Genomic DNA, 18,529 nt, shown 5'->3' with positions numbered 1-18,529 from the left:
AGTTGGTAGAGCAGTTGGCTTTTAACCAATTGGTCGTAGGTTCGAATCCTACACGACCCACCAGACCCGCCGATTCCACGCCACAGCGCGATTTTACGCGCAATCGTGACGCTAACACCGCCGATTACCGTACCTTCTGATAAGTGCGTCATTTGGAACAATGACAGGTAGGCACGGCAAACCCGACAATGAATGACGCTGTTCTATTTTGCGACTCTTCATCCGCCGTGCCGATGGCTCGCCTCTATCCCGCCGTCTTGACGTCCGGTTCCGCCAGCAAGGCGGCCTCGGCCATGACCGTCTGGCGAAAGCGTTGGGCGAGCACACTCTGCTCTCGGTCACGGGTGGCGATGGCGAACGCGGCAACGGGTTGCGGCCCCACGAGTCTTACCAGCTTCAGGGCACCGGTTTGAACCCCCCGCATCGAGGCCGGGACGAAAGTGACCCCCGCGCCTCCGGCCGCCAGCATCATCGCCGATGCCTTTTGAGGAGCATGGTGGACGATCCGGGGAGAAAAGCCGGCATCCGCACAAGCGCCAAGGATCGCATCATAGATGGCGGGAGCCAGGCTGCGCTCGAACATCACCACATCTTCGTTGGCGAAATCGGCCAGAGAGACCTGCTCCAACTTCGCCAGGCGGTGCGTATGCGGGACGACGGCGACAATCGGTTCATCGACGATATGCTCGACGCGCAGTCGGTCGCGAACGGGCGCGGGCGGCCGGATGAAGGCGACCTGCACCTTTCCGTCTGCCACGCGGTCGCACAGTGGCACTGTGTCGCGTTCCTCGAACAGCAGATCGACGTCAGGGGCCTCTTCACGAAAGGCCCGAATGGCCCTTGGTAACAGCGGATGTAGCGTTGCGCCTGGCGTGAACCCAATTGACAGCGCCCCTTTGCGTCCCTTGGCTGCGCTCTGCACACGGGCGGGGATCGCGGCCGCTGCGGTTAGAAGAGGTTCGGCAAGCGCGCGAAGCTCTTGTCCGGCATCGGTGAGTTCGACCGTTCGCGCATGGCGGATAAACAGTCGCTGACCCAATTGCGCCTCCAGCGCCATGATCTGTTGGCTGAGAGGCGGTTGCGCCATGCCGAGATGCTCCGCCGCGCGTTTGAAGCTCGATGCTTCCGCAACAGCGACGAAATAGCGAAGCCGACGGAGATCGAGCTGCGGTTTAGTCATTGTTTTCTTCCCGGATCACGACGGCTCTTTCCGGCGTGACTGCCACATGAGACGTCTTTGGGTTTCGGTTTTCTGATTTCGATATTCATATCATATCAAAAAACCTTAAAAGTCATATCGGAATTTATCTTACGATAGGACTTTCATATGCCTTGTCATGTGCAGATCAAGGTGGTTTCAGAATGGCAAACGCATCGAGAATAAAATCCTCCCCTGCTGACATTTCAGGGGTAGCCCTGCTGAACGATCCACATCTCAACAAGGGCACCGCCTTTACCGCCACCGAACGGGAACGATACGGCCTCGTCGGTCTGCTTCCCGATACGGTCGAAACGCTGGACCGAGAGGTCGAGCGCGTACAGACCCTCCTTGCGGTCAAGGACAGCGACCTGGAGCGCTATATCTATCTGATCGAGCTCCTCGATCGCAACGAGACGCTGTTCTACAAGATGGTGATGGCGGACCCGATGCGCTTCCTGCCGATCCTCTACGATCCGACCGTCGGCGAGGTATGCCTGAAGTTCGGACACATCTACCGCCGGGCAGGCGGCATGTATGTGTCGCTGACCCACAAGGGCCGCGTCGCCGAGGTGCTCCGCGCCTGGCCGGTCGAGGACGTACGCTTCATCTGCGCGGCGACGGTCGAGCGTCCGGCGGATGTCCGGGCATGGATCGAGGGGATGCTCTACACGCCGGTCTACGCGGAGCTCGGGACGGCATGATCGGCACGATCGTCTCGGCTTTGGCGCCGATCGCGCTGGTGACGGCGCTCGGCTGGTTCGCCGGGCGCTGGAAAGTGCTGCCCGACAACGCCGCCGCGGTGCTGGCGGGTTTCGTCGTCACCTTCGCGCTACCGCTGTCGCTATTTCTGGCGGCCGTGGCAGCCAAGCCGTCGGAGATCCTGAACCCACCCTACCTCGCCGCGCTCGCAGCGGGGCTCGTCGGCAGTTACGCGATCGGGCTGCTGCTCGCTCGCTTCGCGTTCCAACGAACCTTGCCGGAGGCGTCCGTCCAGGCCATCGCGGCGTCCTTTCCCAACATGGCCTATTGCGGCCCCCCCGTCCTGATCGCGGCGATCGGACCGTCCGCGGTGCTGGCGGTGGTGATCGGCAATCTCATCGTCACGCTGATCCTCATTCCCCTGACGCTGGTTCTGCTCGGCGGCAGCGGCGGCATCGCGCGCGCGATCCGCTCGGCGGTGCTGCAGCCGCTGGTGCTGCTGCCGGTCTTCGGCGCGGTGCTTGCCGTTGCCGGTGTCCGCCTGCCCGACCTGCTGACATCCTCGGTCGACGAGATCGGCAGGGCGGCGGGCGGCACCGCGCTCTTCACGCTTGGCCTGATCCTGTCCCGGATCACGCCCCGGATCGACCGCGACGTCCTCGTCAATGTCAGCCTCAAGAACGTCGTTCAGCCCGCCCTGATCCTTGGGACGGGGATGGCGGTGGGCCTGTCGGGGGACCAGCTCGCCCAGGTCTTCCTGATCGGCGTGCTGCCGGCGGCGACCGCAGTGCCGACGCTTGCCCTGGCGCATCAAACCTATGCGGACGAGGCTGCGGCCAGCGTGATGGCCAGCACCCTCTTCGCCATCCTTTCCATCAGCGGCGGTATCGCCATCGTAGGAGCCTTGTCATGACCTTCTTCGGGAAAGCAGGAACGCTGTCGGTTGCCGACCTCATCACCCAGACTCTTGCCGATATCGGTGTCGAGCGGATCTGGGGCGTTACCGGCGACAGCCTGAACGCGATCAACGACTCGTTGCGGCGGCTGGGCAGCATCCAGTGGATGCATGTGCGCAACGAGGAAACGGGCGCCTTCGCCGCTGGCGCGGAGGCATCGGCGACGGGCAAGCTTGCGGTCTGCGCCGGCAGTTGCGGGCCGGGTCATCTCCACCTGATCAACGGGCTTTACGACTGCCAGCGCAATCACGTCCCCGTGCTCGCCATCGCCGCGCACATTCCCTCGTCCGAGATCGGCCTTGGCTATTTCCAGGAGACGCGGCCGACCGAGCTGTTCCGCGAATGCAGCCATTTCTGCGAGATGGTGCAGGACCCGGCGCAACTGCCCGAACTGCTTCATCGCGCGATCCGCACCGCGATCGGGCAGCGCGGCGTCGCGGTGCTGGTCATTCCCGGCGACGTGTCGATGAAGGACGCGCCCGCCCATGCGCGTGCCGAAATGCCGCCGCTGTTCGAGCCGCGCATTGTTCCCAATGCCGACGAGATCGGGACGCTCGCGGAAACGCTGAACGCCTCGAAGGCTGTGACGTTGCTCTGCGGGTCGGGAGTCGCGGGCTCTCATGCCGAGGTGGTAGCGCTCGCCGACGCGCTCGGCGCCCCCATCGTCCACGCTTTCCGAGGCAAGGAACATATCGAGTGGGACAACCCGTTCGACGTCGGCATGACCGGGCTGATCGGCTTTTCGTCGGGCTATCACGCGATGATGGAGTGCGACACGCTGCTGATGCTGGGGACCGATTTTCCCTATCGCAACTTCTATCCCGAGAAGGCAACGATCGTGCAGATCGATCGCGATCCGTCGGCGCTGGGCCGCCGCGCGCAGCTCCACCAAGGCATTGTCGGCGATGTGTCCGAAGCGGCGACAATGCTTCGGCCGCTCATTGCGGGTGGTCGCGACCGGACGTTCCTTGACAAGGCGCTGAGGCATTACCGCAAGGCGCGCGAGGGCCTCGATGACCTCGCCGCCCCGCGCGAGGGCGACAAGCCGCTGCATCCGCAGTATGTGGCCAGAATGGTGAACGATCTTGCGACCGACGACGCGATCTTCACCGCCGATGTCGGGACGCCCTCGGTCTGGGCAGCCCGCTACCTGACGATGAACGGGAAGCGCCGGCTGATCGGATCGTTCAACCACGGCTCGATGGCCAACGCGATGCCGCAGGCGCTGGGCGCGCAGGCGGCCTATCCCGGGCGGCAGGTGGTGTCGCTGTCGGGCGATGGCGGGCTGACGATGATGATGGGGGATCTCCTGACCGCGATCCAGATGCAGCTTCCGATCAAGATCGTCGTCTTCAACAACGGCACGCTCGGTTTCGTCGAGCTGGAGCAGAAGGCCTCCGGCTATCTCGACACCAACGTATCGCTCAAGAACCCCGATTTCGGCGCGATCGCCCGCGAGATGGGCTTTTTCGGGCAGCGCGTGACGCGCTCGGATCAACTGGGAACCGTGTTGCGCGAGGCGTTCGCGCATGACGGCCCGGCGCTGGTCGATGTCGTCACCGATGGCATGGAACTGGTGATGCCGCCGAAGATCAAGGCGCAGCAGGTGGCGGGGTTCAGCCTCTATTCGACCCACGCGATCATGAACGGGCGCGGCGACGAACTGGTCGAACTCGCACGGACCAATCTCCTGCGATGATCGCTTCGCTCGGCCCGCGCAACCTGGCGAGGATTCGCTCGGCCCTGTTGGTGGCGCGCTGCACCGCGGCGGCGATCCTGTCCTATGCCGTCGCGGATGCGCTCGGACTGGGGCACCCGGTCTGGGCGGTCGTCTCCGCCCTGATCGTGTCGCAGGAAACCGCTCGCGAAACGCGGCGTTCGTTCCTGTGGCGGGGGGCGGGGACGTTGATCGGGACGGGCGCGGCGCTGCCGGCAGCGGTGCTGCTGATGCCCGATCCGGCGCATCCCCTGACCGCTACCGGCGCCGCCGTGGCGATCTGCGCCGCCATCGCCCGACGCTGGCCGCGCATGCGCGTCTGCCTGTGGACCGCGCCTCTGGTGATCCTGACCGCCACCACCGACCATAGTATTTTATACACTGCCGCCCAACGCAGCGGCGAGGTCTTGCTGGGCGGCATGGTCGGCGCGGCGATTCACCTGCTGCTCGATTATGCAGTTATCAGGCGTCTGGCGCAGAATTGGAATGACCGCGATGACGCGACGCCCATGCTTCCCGCGTCAGAACCCGCGCAACCCGAAGTGCCTGCTTCGGGCAGAGGGCGCCATTAGAGTGCTTTAGCGTAGAGGTAGTGCCCATCATCGTCGGGCGGGGCCCACCATTCGATTCATGTTCCGCTTTTTACCCCCCATTCTTCACCCCGAACGGCTTGCCGCGCTAAAAGTTGCGCATCGTTTCGCGATAGCCCAGGAAATCCTTGTGTCGCTGTTCGATACGGCTGGCCATGGCGTAGTCACCGTTCTGCTTGGCGACTTTCTCGGCGGAGTCGATCTGACGGATGGCGGTATCGATCCGGCCCTCGAGCTGGAGCTGTTCGGCGCGCGCCAGCTGCCCCCAGGCGTCGCGGCCGGTGCGGCCGGCGGCTTCGGATAGCAACCCGAACACGCCAGGATCTTCCGGATACTGCTCGCTCATGTCGCGCAGCACGTCGAATGCCTGGGCCGGAGACGTCTGCACCAGGGCTTCCGCCTGTACCCACTGCGCCGGATAGTATCGGGGAGAGAGTCGCAGGAGGTGCTGTGCCCGGGTCAGCGCGTCCTGGCGGCGGCCGGCGTCGTAGGCGACCTCGGCGGCGGTGGCGGGGATCATCGAAAGATCGGGATACGCCTCGGCGAGTTCGTCGAGCGTCTTCAGTGCCGCGTCCGGCCGCGACTGTCGTGCGTCGATCAGTGCCTGCAGGTAGCGGACGGCGGCCTGGGGCGGGTCGTCCTGTTCCAGCGTCGTCATTGCCTGGCTCGGATTGTCCTGATTGAGCATCACCAGCGCGCGACCACGGATCATGGCGTAGGTCGGGTCGTCACGGTGTGGGGGAGAGGGCAGCTGGTCGGCACGAGCCTGGGTATCGCTGATCCGCGATTCGGTGACCGGGTGCGTCAGCAGGAACTCCGGCGGGTTGCCGCCCTGAAGCGCGGCCAGCTTCTGCAAGGTGCGAAACATCTCCGGCATGGCCTGGGGATCATATCCGGCCTTGGACATGGCGCTGAGACCGACGCGATCGGCCTCCTGCTCGAAGCGACGTGAGTAGGCCAGCTGATCCTGAATGAATGCTGCCTGTGAGCCCATCATGGCGGCAATGCCGGCACCACCGCCGCCGCCCGCGGCAAAAATCATCCCCGCCAGCATCGCTGCCATGGTCGGCAGTTGCGTCTCCTCGACCCGCTCCATGCGCCGGGCATAATGGCGTTGGGCCAGGTGGCCCAGCTCGTGAGCTAGCACCGAGGCGAACTCGTCTTCATTGGGGGCGGTGGTGAACAGGCCGGCATTGACGCCGACCACGCCACCGGGCACCGCAAACGCATTCAACAGGCGGCTGTCGATCAGCGTCACCACGAGCCGTTCGTTGACCCCGCTGTAGGGCACCAGCTTGGCCAGCATCGAGCGGACGTAGGTCTGGGTTATCGGGTCCTGCCAGGGATCGGTCTGCGCCCGAAACTGGCGCAACCAGGCCCGCCCCAGACGATACTCGTCGTTGGTGGTGACGGCGGCACTGGTACTGCCGAGATCCGGAAGCTGATAGCCTTGCTGAGCCTGAGCCAGCGGGATCGAACCGGCCAGGCCGGCCGATAGCAGCGAGACGGCCAGCAGCTGGCGTTTGAATGATGTCAGTCGTTGATTGGTCATGCTGACGATCTCGATTCCCATTAAGGCAAAGACGCTAGTGGAATGGCGATAGTGTACTGGCAGACACGAGGCTTTCAGAGCCACGTTCGGTGGTCATGGTCTGAGGTATCATGACTTCGACCACCGTGTGGTGAAGACGTTGCCTGGGCGCTGTTCGAAAAGCCAGGGTGCGATGTCATCGGCCCCGTGGCAGGCTAACGAACTTTAGATTCCTCTTTCAATTCACGTTCATCAACCTGGGATGCGCCATGTCTCGAACGCCCGATTGCCGACTGGATACGTCCGGATTGAGCTGCCCGCTTCCGCTGCTCAAGGCCAAGCAGGCGCTGGCCGACATGGAAGGCGGGCAACTGCTCGAGGTCACTGCCACCGATGCCGGCTCGTGGCGGGATTTCGAAAGCTTCGTCGAGCATAGCCAGCATACGCTGGTCGAACGTGAGGCGTCGGAGGGCGTCTACCGCTACTGGCTGCGCAAGGCCGATGGAGCCGCACGAGCATGAGTTTGAAGGGCATTCTGCGTCACTGGTTCGAACGTTATCTTTCCGACGAGGAGGCCATCGTCCTGCTGGCACTGCTGGTGGGCGGCTTTGCCATCGTCATCTGGCTCGGTGGCGCTTTGGCACCGTTTTTCACCGCCCTGGTCGTGGCCTTTTTGCTGCAGGGCGTGGTGGCTTGGCTTGAGCGCCGCGGTCTGCCACGGCTGCTGGCGGTCGGGCTGGTCTTTCTGCTGTTCGTGGGGGCGGTGCTGGCGCTGGCGCTGATCGTGATGCCGCTGGTCTGGAACCAGCTGGTCGAGCTGGTCCAGGAAGCGCCCAGCATGTTCGCCAGCAGCCAGCGCTGGCTGGGCGAGATGCAGGCGAAATACCCCACCATCGTCACGCCGGACCAGATCCAGGGCTGGATCGCCACCGCGGGCCACCAGGCCTCCCAGATCGGCCAGCGGGCGTTGACTTTCTCGCTGGCGTCGCTGGGCAACCTGATGGCGGTGATCATCTATCTGGTGCTGGTGCCGATCCTGGTTTTCTTCATGCTCAAGGATCGCGAGCGGCTGGTCGACTTCATGCTGTCGATGCTGCCGGGCAAACGCACCCTGATGACACGTATCTGGCAGGAGATGGACGATCAGATCGCCAACTACGTTCGCGGCAAGACCATCGAGATCATCATCGTCGGTAGCGTTGCCTTCATCGTCTTCTGGGCGTTCGGTTTGCCCTACGCGGCACTGCTGGGGCTGATGGTTGGGCTGTCGGTGCTGGTCCCCTATATCGGCGCGGCGGTGGCCACGCTGCCGGTGGCGGCGGTGGCCGTTTTCCACTTCGGCATCAGCGATCAGTTTCTTTACGTGCTGGTGGCCTATGCCATTCTGCAGGCGCTCGACGGCAATGTGCTGGTGCCGATCCTGTTTTCGGAAGCGGTCAACCTGCACCCCGTCTCGATCATCCTGGCGGTGCTGTTCTTCGGCGGCCTGTGGGGGTTCTGGGGCGTGTTCTTCGCCATTCCGCTGGCGACCTTGATCAAGGCGCTGGTCCAGGCCTGGCCGCGAGGCGAGTCGGGCCAGACCGGGTTGACGAAAGCGTCCTGACGTCGTCGTTCCGGCCGTCAGCCGTTAAGTTCGCGTGCCGCTGCGAGCACTTCCTCGACATGGCCAGGAACCTTGACGCCACGCCATTCCCGGGCGAGCTTGCCGTCGGCGTCGATCAGAAAGGTGCTGCGCTCGACGCCGAGATGTTCCTTGCCGTACATCTTCTTCAACTTGATCACGTCGAACTGCTTGCAAACGGCCTCGTCGCGATCCGAGATCAGTTCGAAAGGGAAGCCCTGTTTGGCCTTGAAGTTCTCGTGAGACTTGAGGCCATCCCGGGAGACGCCGAAAACGACCGTGTTGGCGGCTTCGAACTCGCCGATTCTGGCGCCGAAGTCGCCGCCCTCGGTGGTGCAGCCGGGCGTGCTGTCCTTGGGATAGAAGTAGATCACCAACTGCTTGCCGCGATAGTCGCTGAGCCGAAAGGCGGTGTCGCCGGTGGCCTCGGCGGAGAAATCGTCGACGGGTTGTCCAACGCGGATTGTCATGAGTCGCTCCGAAATGAGGAGAAGGTGAGTCGTGGGGATTCCTCGGGAATCCGTCGTGATCGAACGATAGCCGATTCTGAAGGTCAATGCTCGGGCGTGGCCTCGCCGTGACGGTCGTCCGGATCCCCTCAGTCGCCTCCGTCGTCGGGACGCCGAGACTTGTCAGCCGCCATCGATGTGACCCCCGTCATCGTCGACATGACCATCGTTGGAGACGCCGATATCGCCGGGAGCCGGCTTTGTCGGCTGTACACGCCGGGGCTGCCTGAGTACCATCTGGGATCTGCAAAATCGTGCCTGGACAGGCGCCATGCCAACTCGGCATGCGGCCGGGGTTCCGGAATCCGCGAGCGGCCGACCATCCCGGCCACAGGAAGAGAGCTGCAAAATGATCACAGGCAGTATCGTTGCCATGGCGACGCCGATGAAAGCCGGCGGTGAGATCGATTGGGAGGCGCTGCGTCGCCTGGTGAACTTTCATCTCGACCACGGCACCGACGCGATCGTCGCCGCCGGTACCACGGGCGAGCCGACCACGATGTCGTTTGCCGAGCATTTCGATGTCATCCGCACCGTGGTCGAGGAAGTCAACGGTCGGATTCCGGTGATTGCCGGGACGGGTGCCAACAACACCGCCGAGGCGGTGGAGCTGGCGCGCTATGCCAGCGAAGTGGGCGCCGACTGCTGTCTGTCGGTGGCGCCCTACTATAACAAGCCGACCCAGGAAGGCTTGTACCAGCACTTCAAGGCGGTCGCCGAAGCGAGCGAACTGCCGATCATCCTGTACAACGTTCCCGGTCGTACCTGCTCCGATATCTACAACGAGACGGTTTTCCGTCTGGCGGAGCTCGAGCGAATCGTCGGTCTGAAAGATGCGACCGGCAATCTGGAGCGTGCCGAAGAGCTGATCGACCGGCTCGAGGGCAGTGATTTCGCGCTCTATTCCGGTGACGACCCCACCGCCTGCGACTTCATGCTGATGGGTGGCCACGGCGATATCTCGGTCACTGCCAACGTGGCACCGCAGTCGATGCACGATTTGTGTGTCGCGGCGACCAGCGGCCAGCGTGAAAAGGCGCACCAGATCAACGCCCGCCTGGCGCCACTGCACACGGCGCTGGGGATCGAGTCCAATCCGATTCCGGTCAAGTGGGCACTCAATCGCATGGGTTACGCCGAAACCGGCATCCGACTGCCGCTGACCTGGCTATCCGAGCGCTACCACGGCAACGTCGGCGAAGCGCTGCAGCTCGCCGGTATCGACAGGAAGTGATGCCTGTCGACGTGGAACGAATCGCTAATCAGCCCATTGCTTCAAACAAAGGTGGATGCATGAAGCCCATCCTCAAATGGATGCCTCTGATGTTGTGCTCGTCGCTGGCCCTCTCGGGCTGCGGGCTATTCCAGGACGGTTACTACTACGACCGTAACGACGAATATCAGAACGCCAAGATGACCCAACCGCTGGATCTGCCGGCTTCACGCAATAAGGTCCGATATCAGGATTCGATGCCGGTACCTCAAGCGGATAGCGATTTTTCGGCCGACGACAGCGTCGAGGAGGCACCCCGCCCGCAGCCTCTGGCTTCGGGGCAGAGCGACGAGCAGCCGTACGTGGAGATGCGTCAGGCCGGCAGCGAGCAGTGGCTGCTGGTCGACGCCGCGCCGGCAAGCGTATGGCCACGGCTGCAGGGGTTCGCCGTCGATCACGGCGTCAATCCGACGGCCATCGATGCCGCCAGTGGTCGTATCGAGACCGCTCAGGGCAGCATGAGCCTGCGCCAGGGGCTGCGCAGCGGTACCAGTGAAGTGCGCTGCGATATCGGCGGCAGCAAACCCTGCCTGAGTTCGGTCAAGGCCTATCTCGATGCCAACCACACGGCCGACAGCGGCGTGTCGCTGGCCGCGCAGCCGCTCGATCAGAGCGAGCGGGTTCGATTGCGCAGCCGCGATGGCGGCTGGGAGCTCGACCTGGCGCTGGATCGCGAACGTGCCTGGTCCGAACTCTATTACCAGCTGCAGAACGGATTCGATGCCGCTCGCCTGACGGTGACCGATCAGAATCGCAGCGCCGGCCAGTTCTTCATCGATTACCTGCCGCTTGACGCCGGCGATGGCGGATGGTTCAGCTGGTTCGGTAGCGATCCGCAGCCCAGCCACTATCGCCTGCAGCTCGACTCCAACGCCGGCAATACCGTGGTGACGGTGGCCGACGCCGAAGGTCAGCCAGTATCGCCGGCCGCGGCCCGGGAGCTGCTCGACGCCATCGCGTCCAAGCTGCGCTGATGTCGTCGCCGTCCACTCCGGGCCTTCACTTCGCCTCGCTGGGCAGCGGCAGCAAGGGCAACGCGACGCTGGTCAGCGACGGCGAAACGCTGGTCCTGGTGGATTGCGGCTTTGGCGTGCGCGAGGCCGAAAGGCGCCTCGCGCGGCTTGGCGTCCATCCGCGTCAGCTGGCGGCGGTGCTCGTGACCCACGAGCACAGTGATCACATCACGGGCGTGGGGGCGCTGGCTCGCCGTCATCAGCTGCCGGTCTATCTCAGCGCCGGCAGCTGGCTCTCCGGCAAGCTCGGCGAGGTGCCCAGTCACCAGTTGCTGGTACCGCAGGCGCGTTTCGCCATCGGCGGGCTGGAGATCGACCCGGTCACCGTTCCCCACGATGCTCGCGAGCCGATCCAGTTCTGCTTTCGTGCCAACGATCGTCGTCTCGGCGTGCTGACCGATCTCGGTCACCCGACGTCTCACGTGGTCGATGTCTTCAATGGCTGCGACGCGCTGTTCCTCGAGTGCAATCATGATCCGCGGATGCTGGCCGAAGGGCCTTATCCGCCTCATCTGAAGCGCCGTGTCGCCGGTCGCTGGGGGCATCTGGCCAACGGTCAGGCGGCGGATCTGCTGCGCCAGCTGGGGCTTGACCGACTGCAGCGGATTGTCTGCTCGCACCTGTCGGCGCAAAATAATCACCCCGAGCGAGTGCTGGAAACGCTGGTGCCGCTGCTCGACGGCGATGAATCGCGTCTGCTGGTCTCGGCCCAGGATCGAGGTATCGACTGGCAGCAGGTGGCATGACGGCGGAATGAATCCGCGTCGCGGCCACACACCACGCTTCACTCTCATCTTGTTCATGAACCTGCTGCCCCAAGGGGCCGCGACGCGGAGACAGCTCCATGCAAAAACGCGATCTTCTCTATGCCGGCAAGGCCAAGTCGGTCTATCTGAGCGACGACCCGCAGCGGCTTGTCCTGCACTTTCGCGATGACACCAGCGCCTTCGATGGCAAGAAGAAAGAAGCGCTCGAGCGCAAGGGCATGGTCAACAACAAGTTCAACGCCTTCATCATGGAGAAGCTTCAGGCCGCCGGCATTCCCACCCATTTCGAACAGCTGCTGTCCGATACGGAGTGCGTGGTCAAGAAAATGGAGATGATCCCGGTCGAGTGCGTGGTGCGTAATCTGGCCGCTGGTGGCCTGGTCCGTCGCCTCGGCGTCGAGGAGGGCATCGAGCTCGCTCCACCGACCTTCGAGCTGTTTCTGAAAAACGACGAGAAAGGCGACCCGATGATCAACGAGTCGCTGGCCGAGACGTTCGGCTGGGCGACGCCCGCGCAGCTTTCGACCATGAAATCGCTAACGTTCCAGGTCAACGACGTGCTCAAGCAGCTGTTTCTCGATGGCGGCATGCTGTTGGTCGATTACAAGCTCGAGTTCGGTGTCTTCGAAGGCGAGATCGTGCTGGGCGACGAGTTCTCTCCGGATGGCTGCCGGCTATGGGATGCCGAGACCCGGGAAAAGCTGGACAAGGATCGCTTCCGCCAGGGCCTGGGTGGCGTGATCGAAGCCTATGAAGAGGTGGGGCGCCGTCTGGGCATGACCTTCGACTGAACCATCATCGCGAGACCGATACGACCAAGCCCCGACGTGAAAACGCCGGGGCTTGTTGCTGTTCGGATGCGGTGACAGAGACGTTTCAACGCCTCGCGTCATCGTTCAGTCGATGCGCTCCGCGCCCTCTATGGTGATCGGTGTCTTCGGCACGTCGGCATGCGGGCCCTGTCGTCCGGTAGGCATTCCGGCGATCTTGTCGACGACGTCCATACCCGAAACCACGTGACCGAATACCGTGTAGCCCGGGTTGTAGAGATCGCGGTAGTTCAACGCGGTATTGTCGACCAGGTTGATGAAGAACTGGCTGGTCGCCGAATCCGGATTGGCGGTCCGCGCCATGGCAATGGTGCCGCGGGTGTTGTCGAGTCCGCTTTTTTCCAGCGCGATCGGATCATGGGTCGCCTTCGGTTCGAGATCCGCCGTCATGCCGCCACCCTGAATCATGAAGTCCTGCATGACACGATGAAAGACGGTGCCGGCGTAGAAACCTTCGTCGACGTAGCTGAGGAAATTGTCCACCGTGTCGGGTGCAGCCTTGGCGTCGAGTTCGACTTCGATGTCGCCCTGGCTCGTCTCCAGACGCACGTGGGGGTGATCGGCATCGGCCAGCGCCGGAAGAGAAAACAGCGCCAGGGCGGACAGGCAGAGAGAAAACAGCGACTTTCGCATCGAGGGCACTCCAGTCATTCGTCGAAGCACGCCAGCCTAGCCGCATCGATGCCCGCTGACCAGTGTCGACCCCGGTGCAGATGCGTTTAACGCGGCGCGATCGTCTCCACCCGGATTTCGATGCTCCGGCCATCCTCCGTGACCTGAAAGCCCACGTTGACGTCGCGCAGGAACACGCCGTAGCGCCTGGAGGCATCGTGCCGGGTCGGCGAATTGCCGTGGTAGGCAGGGCGCGGGTCCTGCGCCAGCACCTCTTCGATCAGACGCAACAGGGATTCGCCGTCGGGATGACAGCGAAGCGCTTCGCTGGCCGTGGCGCTGAAAGTGACGCGGTGTTGAAGCGGCGGCACGGGCGCGTATCCGGCGCTGGCATCGGGGCGCGACTCGGCCCAGGGTAGATACGGCTTGATGTCGAGGATCGGGGTCGCGTCGCAGAGATCGTGCCCGCGCAGATGCAGTTTGACTCGGCTCCGGCGCTCGGCCAGCCGCGAGCCGGCAACCGGTGCCCGAGCGAGTGAGGGTGTGGCGGTGCACTCGACGGCGACCAGTTCGACCAGTGACAGTCCCAGACGATTGGGCCGGTGGGTACTGCGGCTGGCGAAGACGCCGATACGCTGATTGCCCCCCAGGCGCGGCGGGCGAACCCGAGGCTTCCAGCTTTCGGGGCTGCGATCGAAGACGAACGTCAGCCAGAGGTGCGTCATCGCCTCCAGCCCCTCGACGGCGAGAGGGTCGTCGAACGCCGGTGCGAGGTAGAGAATCGCCCGCGCCGACGGTGCCAGCCCCGGCTGACGCGGAATCCCGAACTTGTCGGGATAATCGCTGGCGACGTGACCAATGGTCTCCAGCGTGAAAGCGCTGTCGTGTGGAGGGACGTGAGATCGAGGCTCTGGAATCATGGAATCGCGCTTCTCGAGGTGAAATTTCGCAACGGTGCCATACTGCAGTGGCGCTCGGGCCTCCGCGCGCGCGGGATTTTGAAGACTCGCATGATACCAAGGAGAGGTGTTGGATGAGTTTTTTGCACGTTTACCACGAGGCGGATGGTGATCAACCGCTACTGAGTACCCATGATGCCTACCGCATCGCGCTGGAGATGAGCTCGATCGAGATCTACTTCGATCGACGCGAACTGACGGAGTTGCCGGTGGGTATCGATACACAGCAGCTCATGGTGTTGAACAACGAGACCGCGATCGACATCCAGCGTCTGAGCGGGCGCCAATATTGCGATCTGCGCGGAATGAGCCCGCAGTATCCCGGTCTCGAGTTACGGCGTGAACTCCTTTGCACGGAATCGTCCAACGACGAGGAGACCTGGCACCTCTTTCTCAGGGGACAGGCGATCTTCTATTTCCATCTCAACTATCGGGTCTACGTCGTCGGCTGCGATCGAGGCGACCTGATCTCGGTTCCGGCGGGACTGCCGCACTGGCTCGATATCGGGCCCGAACCCGACTTTCTATTGCTGGCGCTAAGTAACACCCGGTCGCCCAACCTCATCGCGACGGCGAGCGACATCGCACTGCGATTCCCGCGCTTCGAAAGGTTGGTCGACAACGTTGCAGCGTGACAGCGATCTGCCTCGCGCTGATGAAGGAGAGACCGCCATGCTCGAGCGAACCCGTTTCCGGCAGGCGCTACCCAAGGATGCGCCGGACCAGGCCGAAGTCTTCCATCATGCGATCATGGAAGGCGCCGCCGGCCACTACACGCTGGCGCAGCGTGAGGCCTGGGCGGCAGTGCTGCCGCGAACGGCGGAGGCCTGGGTGGCCCGTCAGGCACTCTATCCCACGCTGGTCGCCGAATGTGACGGTCATTGCGTCGGCTTCTGTGAACGCGACTTGTCGGCCGGGCGTATCGAGACGCTCTACGTCTGGCCGTCGGTGGCCCGACAGGGGCTGGGCTCGCGTCTGCTGGCGCTCTCCGTCGAGGCGCTGAGCGACGCCGGCTACAAGGTCGTGTCGATCGAAGCGAGTCTGGTGCTGGCGCCATCGCTGGCCGGGCGCGGCTGGGAAACACTCCAACAGGAGCGTGTCGAACGCCATGGCGAGCGGCTGGCGAGGGTGCGGATGCGTTTGACCATGGAAGATACCGACGTCCAGTGATCCGGTTATTGATGTCAGGCGCCTGGACTTTCCTTGGAACGGTGAATTCGGTAGAGTCACTTCCATAATGAAAGTGACCCATGATATTTCCCTGTTCTGCCCGGTAGCTCGCGCGCTCGAATGCGTGGGCGACAGCTGGACGCTATTGATTCTGCGTGATGCGATGCACGGCGCGCGGCGATTCGACGAGTTCCAGCGCGGCCTGGGTATCGCCTCCAGCATGTTGACGCGACGCCTGGAGCGCATGGTTTCCGACGAGCTTCTCGAAAAGCGCTGCTATCAGCAGCATCCCCCGCGTCACGAGTATCATCTGACAGCCAAGGGGCAGGACCTCGCCCCGGTCATCCTGATGCTCTATCGCTGGGGAGAGCACCATTTGCCGATCGAAGCCAACGGCTTCTATCTGATCGATCGACAGACCCGCGAACCCGTCGATCCGATCCTGTACGACCGCCATCATCAGCGCCCCCTGGCGCCCGGTGACGTGCGTCTGGCGCCGGGACCCGATGCCACTCCGGCGGTTCATGCCCGTGTCGAACGCATGCATGCTGCCTTCGACCGTGGCGGTATTTCCGACTCGCAGCCGACAATGGCAACGGCCGCCGGCCAGACAGCCGATGCTGCGAGTGACTCGATCAATGACTGAAAGGACATCGTCATGCGACGTATCGTAGTGACAGGTATGGGACTCCTCTCGCCGCTGGGATGCGGCATCGATCCTGTATGGCAGCGGTTGCTGTCGGGCGCCTCCGGCCTACGCCGATTGCCGGCGGAGACCGTCGAGGGGCTGGCCGTGGGTGTCGGCGGGCCGGTACCGACCATCGAGGACGACAGCGCTGGCTTCGATCCGGACGCGACCATGGATCCCAAGGAGCGGCGCAAGATGGACCGCTTCATCCAGATGGCGGTAGCGGCGGCGGAAGAAGCGCTGGCCCAGGCCGACTGGTTCCCGCAGACGGAAGCCGAAAAGGAGCGCACGGCGACCCTGATCGGCTCGGGAATCGGTGGCTTTCCCGCCATTGCCGACGCGGTGCGTACGGTCGATAGCCGCGGGCCGCGCCGGCTGTCGCCGTTCACCATCCCTTCGTTTCTGGCCAATCTCGCCTGTGGCCAGGTGTCGATTCGTCATGGCTTCAAGGGACCGCTCGGCGCGCCGGTGACGGCGTGTGCCGCCGGTCTGCAGGCGATCGGCGACGCCGCGCGCATGATTCACGCCGGTGAGGCCGATGTGGCGCTCTGCGGCGGCAGCGAAGCCTGTATCGATCGCGTCAGCCTGGGTGGCTTCGCCGCCGCCAAGGCGCTTTCCAGCCATTTCAACGACACGCCGGAACAGGCCTCGCGGCCGTTCGATCAGGGCCGTGATGGCTTCGTGATGGGAGAGGGCGCCGGGTTGATCGTGATCGAGACGCTCGAACATGCCCTGGCGCGAGGTGCGACGCCGATCGCCGAGCTGGTCGGCTACGGCACGACGTCAGACGCCTATCACATGACCGCAGGCCCGGAGGATGGCTCCGGCGCGGCACGGGCGATGCAGATCGCGCTGCGCCAGGCCGGCCTGGAAGCGTCCGAGATCCAGCATCTCAACGCCCATGCCACCTCGACGCCGGTCGGCGATCGCGGCGAACTGGCCGCCATCCATCGGCTGTTCGGCGACCACTCGCCAGCGATCAGCGCGACCAAGGCGACCACCGGCCACCTGCTGGGCGCCGCCGGCGGGGTCGAGGCGATCTTCACGCTGCTGGCGTTGCGCGACCAGGTTGCGCCGCTGACCCGCAACTACACCGATCCTGACCCGCTGGCGGCGGATCTGGACGTGGTCCACGGCGAATCGCGCAAGATGCCGATGGAACACGCCATCTGCAACGCCTTCGGTTTCGGCGGCGTCAACGCCAGCGTGATCTTCAAGCGTTACGATGCTTGAAACCGACTGAAACGGGGTGCGCTCGGCACCGCCTGAGCCTACCCGGACATAAAAAGCGCCGCTGGCCTTAAGGCTAGCGGCGCGTTTCTTTGGCAGCCAAATCGATAATGGGAAACTTGGCGAGCGATGGTCAGGCTAGGCGAAAATTGGCGAGGGCACGGAATTTACCGGGGTAAATGAGTATCCCGAGCCGATTTTCAACAACGTCTGACCGAGCGTAGCCAGTTTACCAAAGCGGTTTCAGGCCATGGTATCGACGATGCCGCCTTCGACTCGCATTGCCGCGCCGGTGGTGGCGCTGGCCTGGGGCGAGGCCAGGTAGACGCTGAGGTTGGCGACTTCCTCGACCTCGGCCACGCGCTGAATGATCGAAGACGGCCGGTTCTCCTTGACGAAGTTGGCTTCCGCCTCGACTTCGCTGATGCCCTGCTGTCTGGCGATGTCGGCAATCATCTTGCCCACGCCTTCGGATTTGGTCGGCCCGGGAAGCACGGCGTTGACCGTGACCTGGGTGCCCGCCAGAACCTTGGCCAGCCCGCGCGAGATCGACTGCACGGCGCTTTTGGTCATGCCGTAATGGACCATTTCCGCCGGGATGTTGAGCGCCGATTCGCTGGAGAGGAACTGGATCCGGCCCCAGTCGCGCGCTTTCATCCCCTGGGCGTAGTGACGCGACAGGCGCACGGCGCTCATCACGTTGACGTCGAAGAACTGCTGCCACTCCTCATCGGGGATCTCGAAGAAATCCTTGGGTCCGAAGATGCCGACGTTGTTGATCAGGATATCGCAGGAAGGCTTGGCCTCGATCAGCGTCTGACATCCCTCGGCGCTACCCAGGTCCGCCGCGACGCCATCCACGCTTGCCCCCGGAATCTTCTGCTCGAGCGTGGCGATGGCCTCATCCACGCGCGCCTGGGTGCGCCCGGTCACGGTGACTGCTGCGCCGGCATTGGCCAGCCCCTGGGCGATGGCCAGTCCGATGCCGGCGGTGGAGCCGGTGACGATGGCGGTCTTGCCGGTCAGATCGATTTTCATCGGGTATCTCCCTCTCCTTGGGCCAATGTAGTCACACTGGCGTGAATCGAGAATGCATCGTGGCCTCGACGAAAGTCGCAGAGGTACACTGATTCAATTAGGGCAGCTTAGTTCAGCCACAACCC

20 protein-coding genes are annotated in these 18,529 nt (G+C 63.6%); 14 read left to right on the top strand and 6 right to left on the bottom strand.

The genetic code is table 11. The features are described 5' to 3' along the window. Window positions 1-244 precede the first annotated feature (244 nt). Window positions 245-1,180, bottom strand: a complete 936-nt coding sequence (locus BTW07_RS01680) for a LysR family transcriptional regulator (protein ID WP_075568397.1) — start codon at window positions 1,178-1,180, stop codon at window positions 245-247. A gap of 182 nt (window positions 1,181-1,362) precedes the next feature. Between BTW07_RS01680 and BTW07_RS01675 the strand changes: the two genes are divergently transcribed. The 4 genes from BTW07_RS01675 to BTW07_RS01660 are packed head-to-tail and all read left to right on the top strand — an operon-like array spanning window position 1,363 to window position 5,145. Beyond that, entirely contained in the window at window positions 1,363-1,902 is a 540-nt protein-coding gene (locus BTW07_RS01675; RefSeq protein ID WP_075568396.1) for an NAD-dependent malic enzyme, read from the top strand. After that, the gene (locus BTW07_RS01670) at window positions 1,899-2,813 is read left to right on the top strand and encodes an AEC family transporter (RefSeq protein WP_075568395.1); all 915 of its coding nucleotides are present in this window, start codon (window positions 1,899-1,901) and stop codon (window positions 2,811-2,813) included. Before BTW07_RS01675 ends, BTW07_RS01670 begins: the two co-directional genes overlap by 4 nt. After that, complete coding sequence (gene poxB / locus BTW07_RS01665; RefSeq protein WP_075568394.1) at window positions 2,810-4,555, top strand: ubiquinone-dependent pyruvate dehydrogenase; 1,746 nt, start codon at window positions 2,810-2,812, stop codon at window positions 4,553-4,555. Before BTW07_RS01670 ends, poxB begins: the two co-directional genes overlap by 4 nt. After that, on the top strand, window positions 4,552-5,145 hold the full coding sequence (locus tag BTW07_RS01660) for an FUSC family protein (RefSeq protein WP_075568393.1): 594 nt from the start codon (window positions 4,552-4,554) through the stop codon (window positions 5,143-5,145). The genes poxB and BTW07_RS01660 overlap by 4 nt, the downstream gene beginning before the upstream one ends. Before the next feature lie 106 nt (window positions 5,146-5,251). Here the strand turns inward: BTW07_RS01660 and BTW07_RS01655 are convergent, their stop codons facing one another. Further along, a complete protein-coding gene (locus tag BTW07_RS01655) occupies window positions 5,252-6,715 on the bottom strand; it encodes a M48 family metalloprotease (protein ID WP_075568392.1) in 1,464 nt (487 codons plus the stop codon). A 248-nt stretch (window positions 6,716-6,963) separates the two neighbouring features. On the opposite strand from BTW07_RS01655, the gene BTW07_RS01650 reads away from it, so the two are divergent. Both BTW07_RS01650 and BTW07_RS01645 read left to right on the top strand, forming a co-directional pair. Next, window positions 6,964-7,215 (top strand): sulfurtransferase TusA family protein, encoded by a 252-nt coding sequence (locus BTW07_RS01650; protein WP_075568391.1) that lies wholly within the window; start codon window positions 6,964-6,966, stop codon window positions 7,213-7,215. After that, on the top strand, window positions 7,212-8,297 hold the full coding sequence (locus BTW07_RS01645; protein ID WP_075568390.1) for an AI-2E family transporter: 1,086 nt from the start codon (window positions 7,212-7,214) through the stop codon (window positions 8,295-8,297). The genes BTW07_RS01650 and BTW07_RS01645 overlap by 4 nt, the downstream gene beginning before the upstream one ends. 17 nt (window positions 8,298-8,314) lie before the next feature. Here the strand turns inward: BTW07_RS01645 and BTW07_RS01640 are convergent, their stop codons facing one another. After that, window positions 8,315-8,785, bottom strand: a complete 471-nt coding sequence (locus BTW07_RS01640; RefSeq protein WP_075568389.1) for a peroxiredoxin — start codon at window positions 8,783-8,785, stop codon at window positions 8,315-8,317. 388 nt (window positions 8,786-9,173) lie between these two features. On the opposite strand from BTW07_RS01640, the gene dapA reads away from it, so the two are divergent. From dapA to purC, 4 genes are all read left to right on the top strand, one after another. Next, complete coding sequence (gene dapA, locus BTW07_RS01635; protein ID WP_075568388.1) at window positions 9,174-10,058, top strand: 4-hydroxy-tetrahydrodipicolinate synthase; 885 nt, start codon at window positions 9,174-9,176, stop codon at window positions 10,056-10,058. Between the two features lie 59 nt (window positions 10,059-10,117). Then, window positions 10,118-11,071, top strand: coding sequence for an outer membrane protein assembly factor BamC (bamC, locus tag BTW07_RS01630; protein ID WP_075568387.1), 954 nt, complete (start codon window positions 10,118-10,120; stop codon window positions 11,069-11,071). Continuing rightward, window positions 11,071-11,856: an MBL fold metallo-hydrolase gene (locus tag BTW07_RS01625; protein ID WP_075568386.1), complete on the top strand. Its 786-nt coding sequence runs from the start codon at window positions 11,071-11,073 to the stop codon at window positions 11,854-11,856. The genes bamC and BTW07_RS01625 overlap by 1 nt, the downstream gene beginning before the upstream one ends. Window positions 11,857-11,954: 98 nt before the next feature. Then, window positions 11,955-12,668 (top strand): phosphoribosylaminoimidazolesuccinocarboxamide synthase, encoded by a 714-nt coding sequence (gene purC / locus BTW07_RS01620; protein ID WP_075568385.1) that lies wholly within the window; start codon window positions 11,955-11,957, stop codon window positions 12,666-12,668. Window positions 12,669-12,773: 105 nt separating this feature from the next. Here the strand turns inward: purC and BTW07_RS01615 are convergent, their stop codons facing one another. Both BTW07_RS01615 and tsaA read right to left on the bottom strand, forming a co-directional pair. After that, a complete protein-coding gene (locus BTW07_RS01615) occupies window positions 12,774-13,340 on the bottom strand; it encodes a peptidylprolyl isomerase (protein WP_110640684.1) in 567 nt (188 codons plus the stop codon). 86 nt (window positions 13,341-13,426) lie between these two features. Further along, a complete protein-coding gene (tsaA, locus tag BTW07_RS01610; protein ID WP_075568384.1) occupies window positions 13,427-14,239 on the bottom strand; it encodes a tRNA (N6-threonylcarbamoyladenosine(37)-N6)-methyltransferase TrmO in 813 nt (270 codons plus the stop codon). Between the two features lie 113 nt (window positions 14,240-14,352). Between tsaA and BTW07_RS01605 the strand changes: the two genes are divergently transcribed. From BTW07_RS01605 to fabF, 4 genes are all read left to right on the top strand, one after another. Next, entirely contained in the window at window positions 14,353-14,913 is a 561-nt protein-coding gene (locus tag BTW07_RS01605; protein WP_075568383.1) for a hypothetical protein, read from the top strand. A 37-nt stretch (window positions 14,914-14,950) separates the two neighbouring features. Further along, on the top strand, window positions 14,951-15,448 hold the full coding sequence (locus BTW07_RS01600) for a GNAT family N-acetyltransferase (protein WP_075568382.1): 498 nt from the start codon (window positions 14,951-14,953) through the stop codon (window positions 15,446-15,448). Between the two features lie 67 nt (window positions 15,449-15,515). Beyond that, entirely contained in the window at window positions 15,516-16,094 is a 579-nt protein-coding gene (locus tag BTW07_RS01595) for a winged helix-turn-helix transcriptional regulator (protein ID WP_083941392.1), read from the top strand. A 12-nt stretch (window positions 16,095-16,106) separates the two neighbouring features. After that, the gene (gene fabF / locus BTW07_RS01590) at window positions 16,107-17,369 is read left to right on the top strand and encodes a beta-ketoacyl-ACP synthase II (RefSeq protein ID WP_075568380.1); all 1,263 of its coding nucleotides are present in this window, start codon (window positions 16,107-16,109) and stop codon (window positions 17,367-17,369) included. Between the two features lie 240 nt (window positions 17,370-17,609). Here the strand turns inward: fabF and BTW07_RS01585 are convergent, their stop codons facing one another. Then, a complete protein-coding gene (locus BTW07_RS01585) occupies window positions 17,610-18,404 on the bottom strand; it encodes an SDR family NAD(P)-dependent oxidoreductase (RefSeq protein ID WP_075568379.1) in 795 nt (264 codons plus the stop codon). Between the last annotated feature and the right edge of the window lie 125 nt (window positions 18,405-18,529).

The organism is Salinicola socius, from assembly GCF_001937195.1.
Taxonomy (GTDB): Bacteria; Pseudomonadota; Gammaproteobacteria; order Pseudomonadales; family Halomonadaceae; genus Salinicola; species Salinicola socius.
The sequence above is the reverse complement of the archived record's forward strand: the minus strand, read 5'-3'. Positions and strand labels throughout refer to the sequence as shown.

Coding starts and splice junctions, on each gene's coding strand:
- BTW07_RS01680 (WP_075568397.1), bottom strand. CDS start 1,180: ATGACTAAACCGCAGCTCGATCTCCGTCGGCTTCGCTATTTCGTCGCT.
- BTW07_RS01675 (WP_075568396.1), top strand. CDS start 1,363: ATGGCAAACGCATCGAGAATAAAATCCTCCCCTGCTGACATTTCAGGG.
- BTW07_RS01670 (WP_075568395.1), top strand. CDS start 1,899: ATGATCGGCACGATCGTCTCGGCTTTGGCGCCGATCGCGCTGGTGACG.
- poxB (WP_075568394.1), top strand. CDS start 2,810: ATGACCTTCTTCGGGAAAGCAGGAACGCTGTCGGTTGCCGACCTCATC.
- BTW07_RS01660 (WP_075568393.1), top strand. CDS start 4,552: ATGATCGCTTCGCTCGGCCCGCGCAACCTGGCGAGGATTCGCTCGGCC.
- BTW07_RS01655 (WP_075568392.1), bottom strand. CDS start 6,715: ATGACCAATCAACGACTGACATCATTCAAACGCCAGCTGCTGGCCGTC.
- BTW07_RS01650 (WP_075568391.1), top strand. CDS start 6,964: ATGTCTCGAACGCCCGATTGCCGACTGGATACGTCCGGATTGAGCTGC.
- BTW07_RS01645 (WP_075568390.1), top strand. CDS start 7,212: ATGAGTTTGAAGGGCATTCTGCGTCACTGGTTCGAACGTTATCTTTCC.
- BTW07_RS01640 (WP_075568389.1), bottom strand. CDS start 8,785: ATGACAATCCGCGTTGGACAACCCGTCGACGATTTCTCCGCCGAGGCC.
- dapA (WP_075568388.1), top strand. CDS start 9,174: ATGATCACAGGCAGTATCGTTGCCATGGCGACGCCGATGAAAGCCGGC.
- bamC (WP_075568387.1), top strand. CDS start 10,118: ATGAAGCCCATCCTCAAATGGATGCCTCTGATGTTGTGCTCGTCGCTG.
- BTW07_RS01625 (WP_075568386.1), top strand. CDS start 11,071: ATGTCGTCGCCGTCCACTCCGGGCCTTCACTTCGCCTCGCTGGGCAGC.
- purC (WP_075568385.1), top strand. CDS start 11,955: ATGCAAAAACGCGATCTTCTCTATGCCGGCAAGGCCAAGTCGGTCTAT.
- BTW07_RS01615 (WP_110640684.1), bottom strand. CDS start 13,340: ATGCGAAAGTCGCTGTTTTCTCTCTGCCTGTCCGCCCTGGCGCTGTTT.
- tsaA (WP_075568384.1), bottom strand. CDS start 14,239: ATGATTCCAGAGCCTCGATCTCACGTCCCTCCACACGACAGCGCTTTC.
- BTW07_RS01605 (WP_075568383.1), top strand. CDS start 14,353: ATGAGTTTTTTGCACGTTTACCACGAGGCGGATGGTGATCAACCGCTA.
- BTW07_RS01600 (WP_075568382.1), top strand. CDS start 14,951: ATGCTCGAGCGAACCCGTTTCCGGCAGGCGCTACCCAAGGATGCGCCG.
- BTW07_RS01595 (WP_083941392.1), top strand. CDS start 15,516: ATGAAAGTGACCCATGATATTTCCCTGTTCTGCCCGGTAGCTCGCGCG.
- fabF (WP_075568380.1), top strand. CDS start 16,107: ATGCGACGTATCGTAGTGACAGGTATGGGACTCCTCTCGCCGCTGGGA.
- BTW07_RS01585 (WP_075568379.1), bottom strand. CDS start 18,404: ATGAAAATCGATCTGACCGGCAAGACCGCCATCGTCACCGGCTCCACC.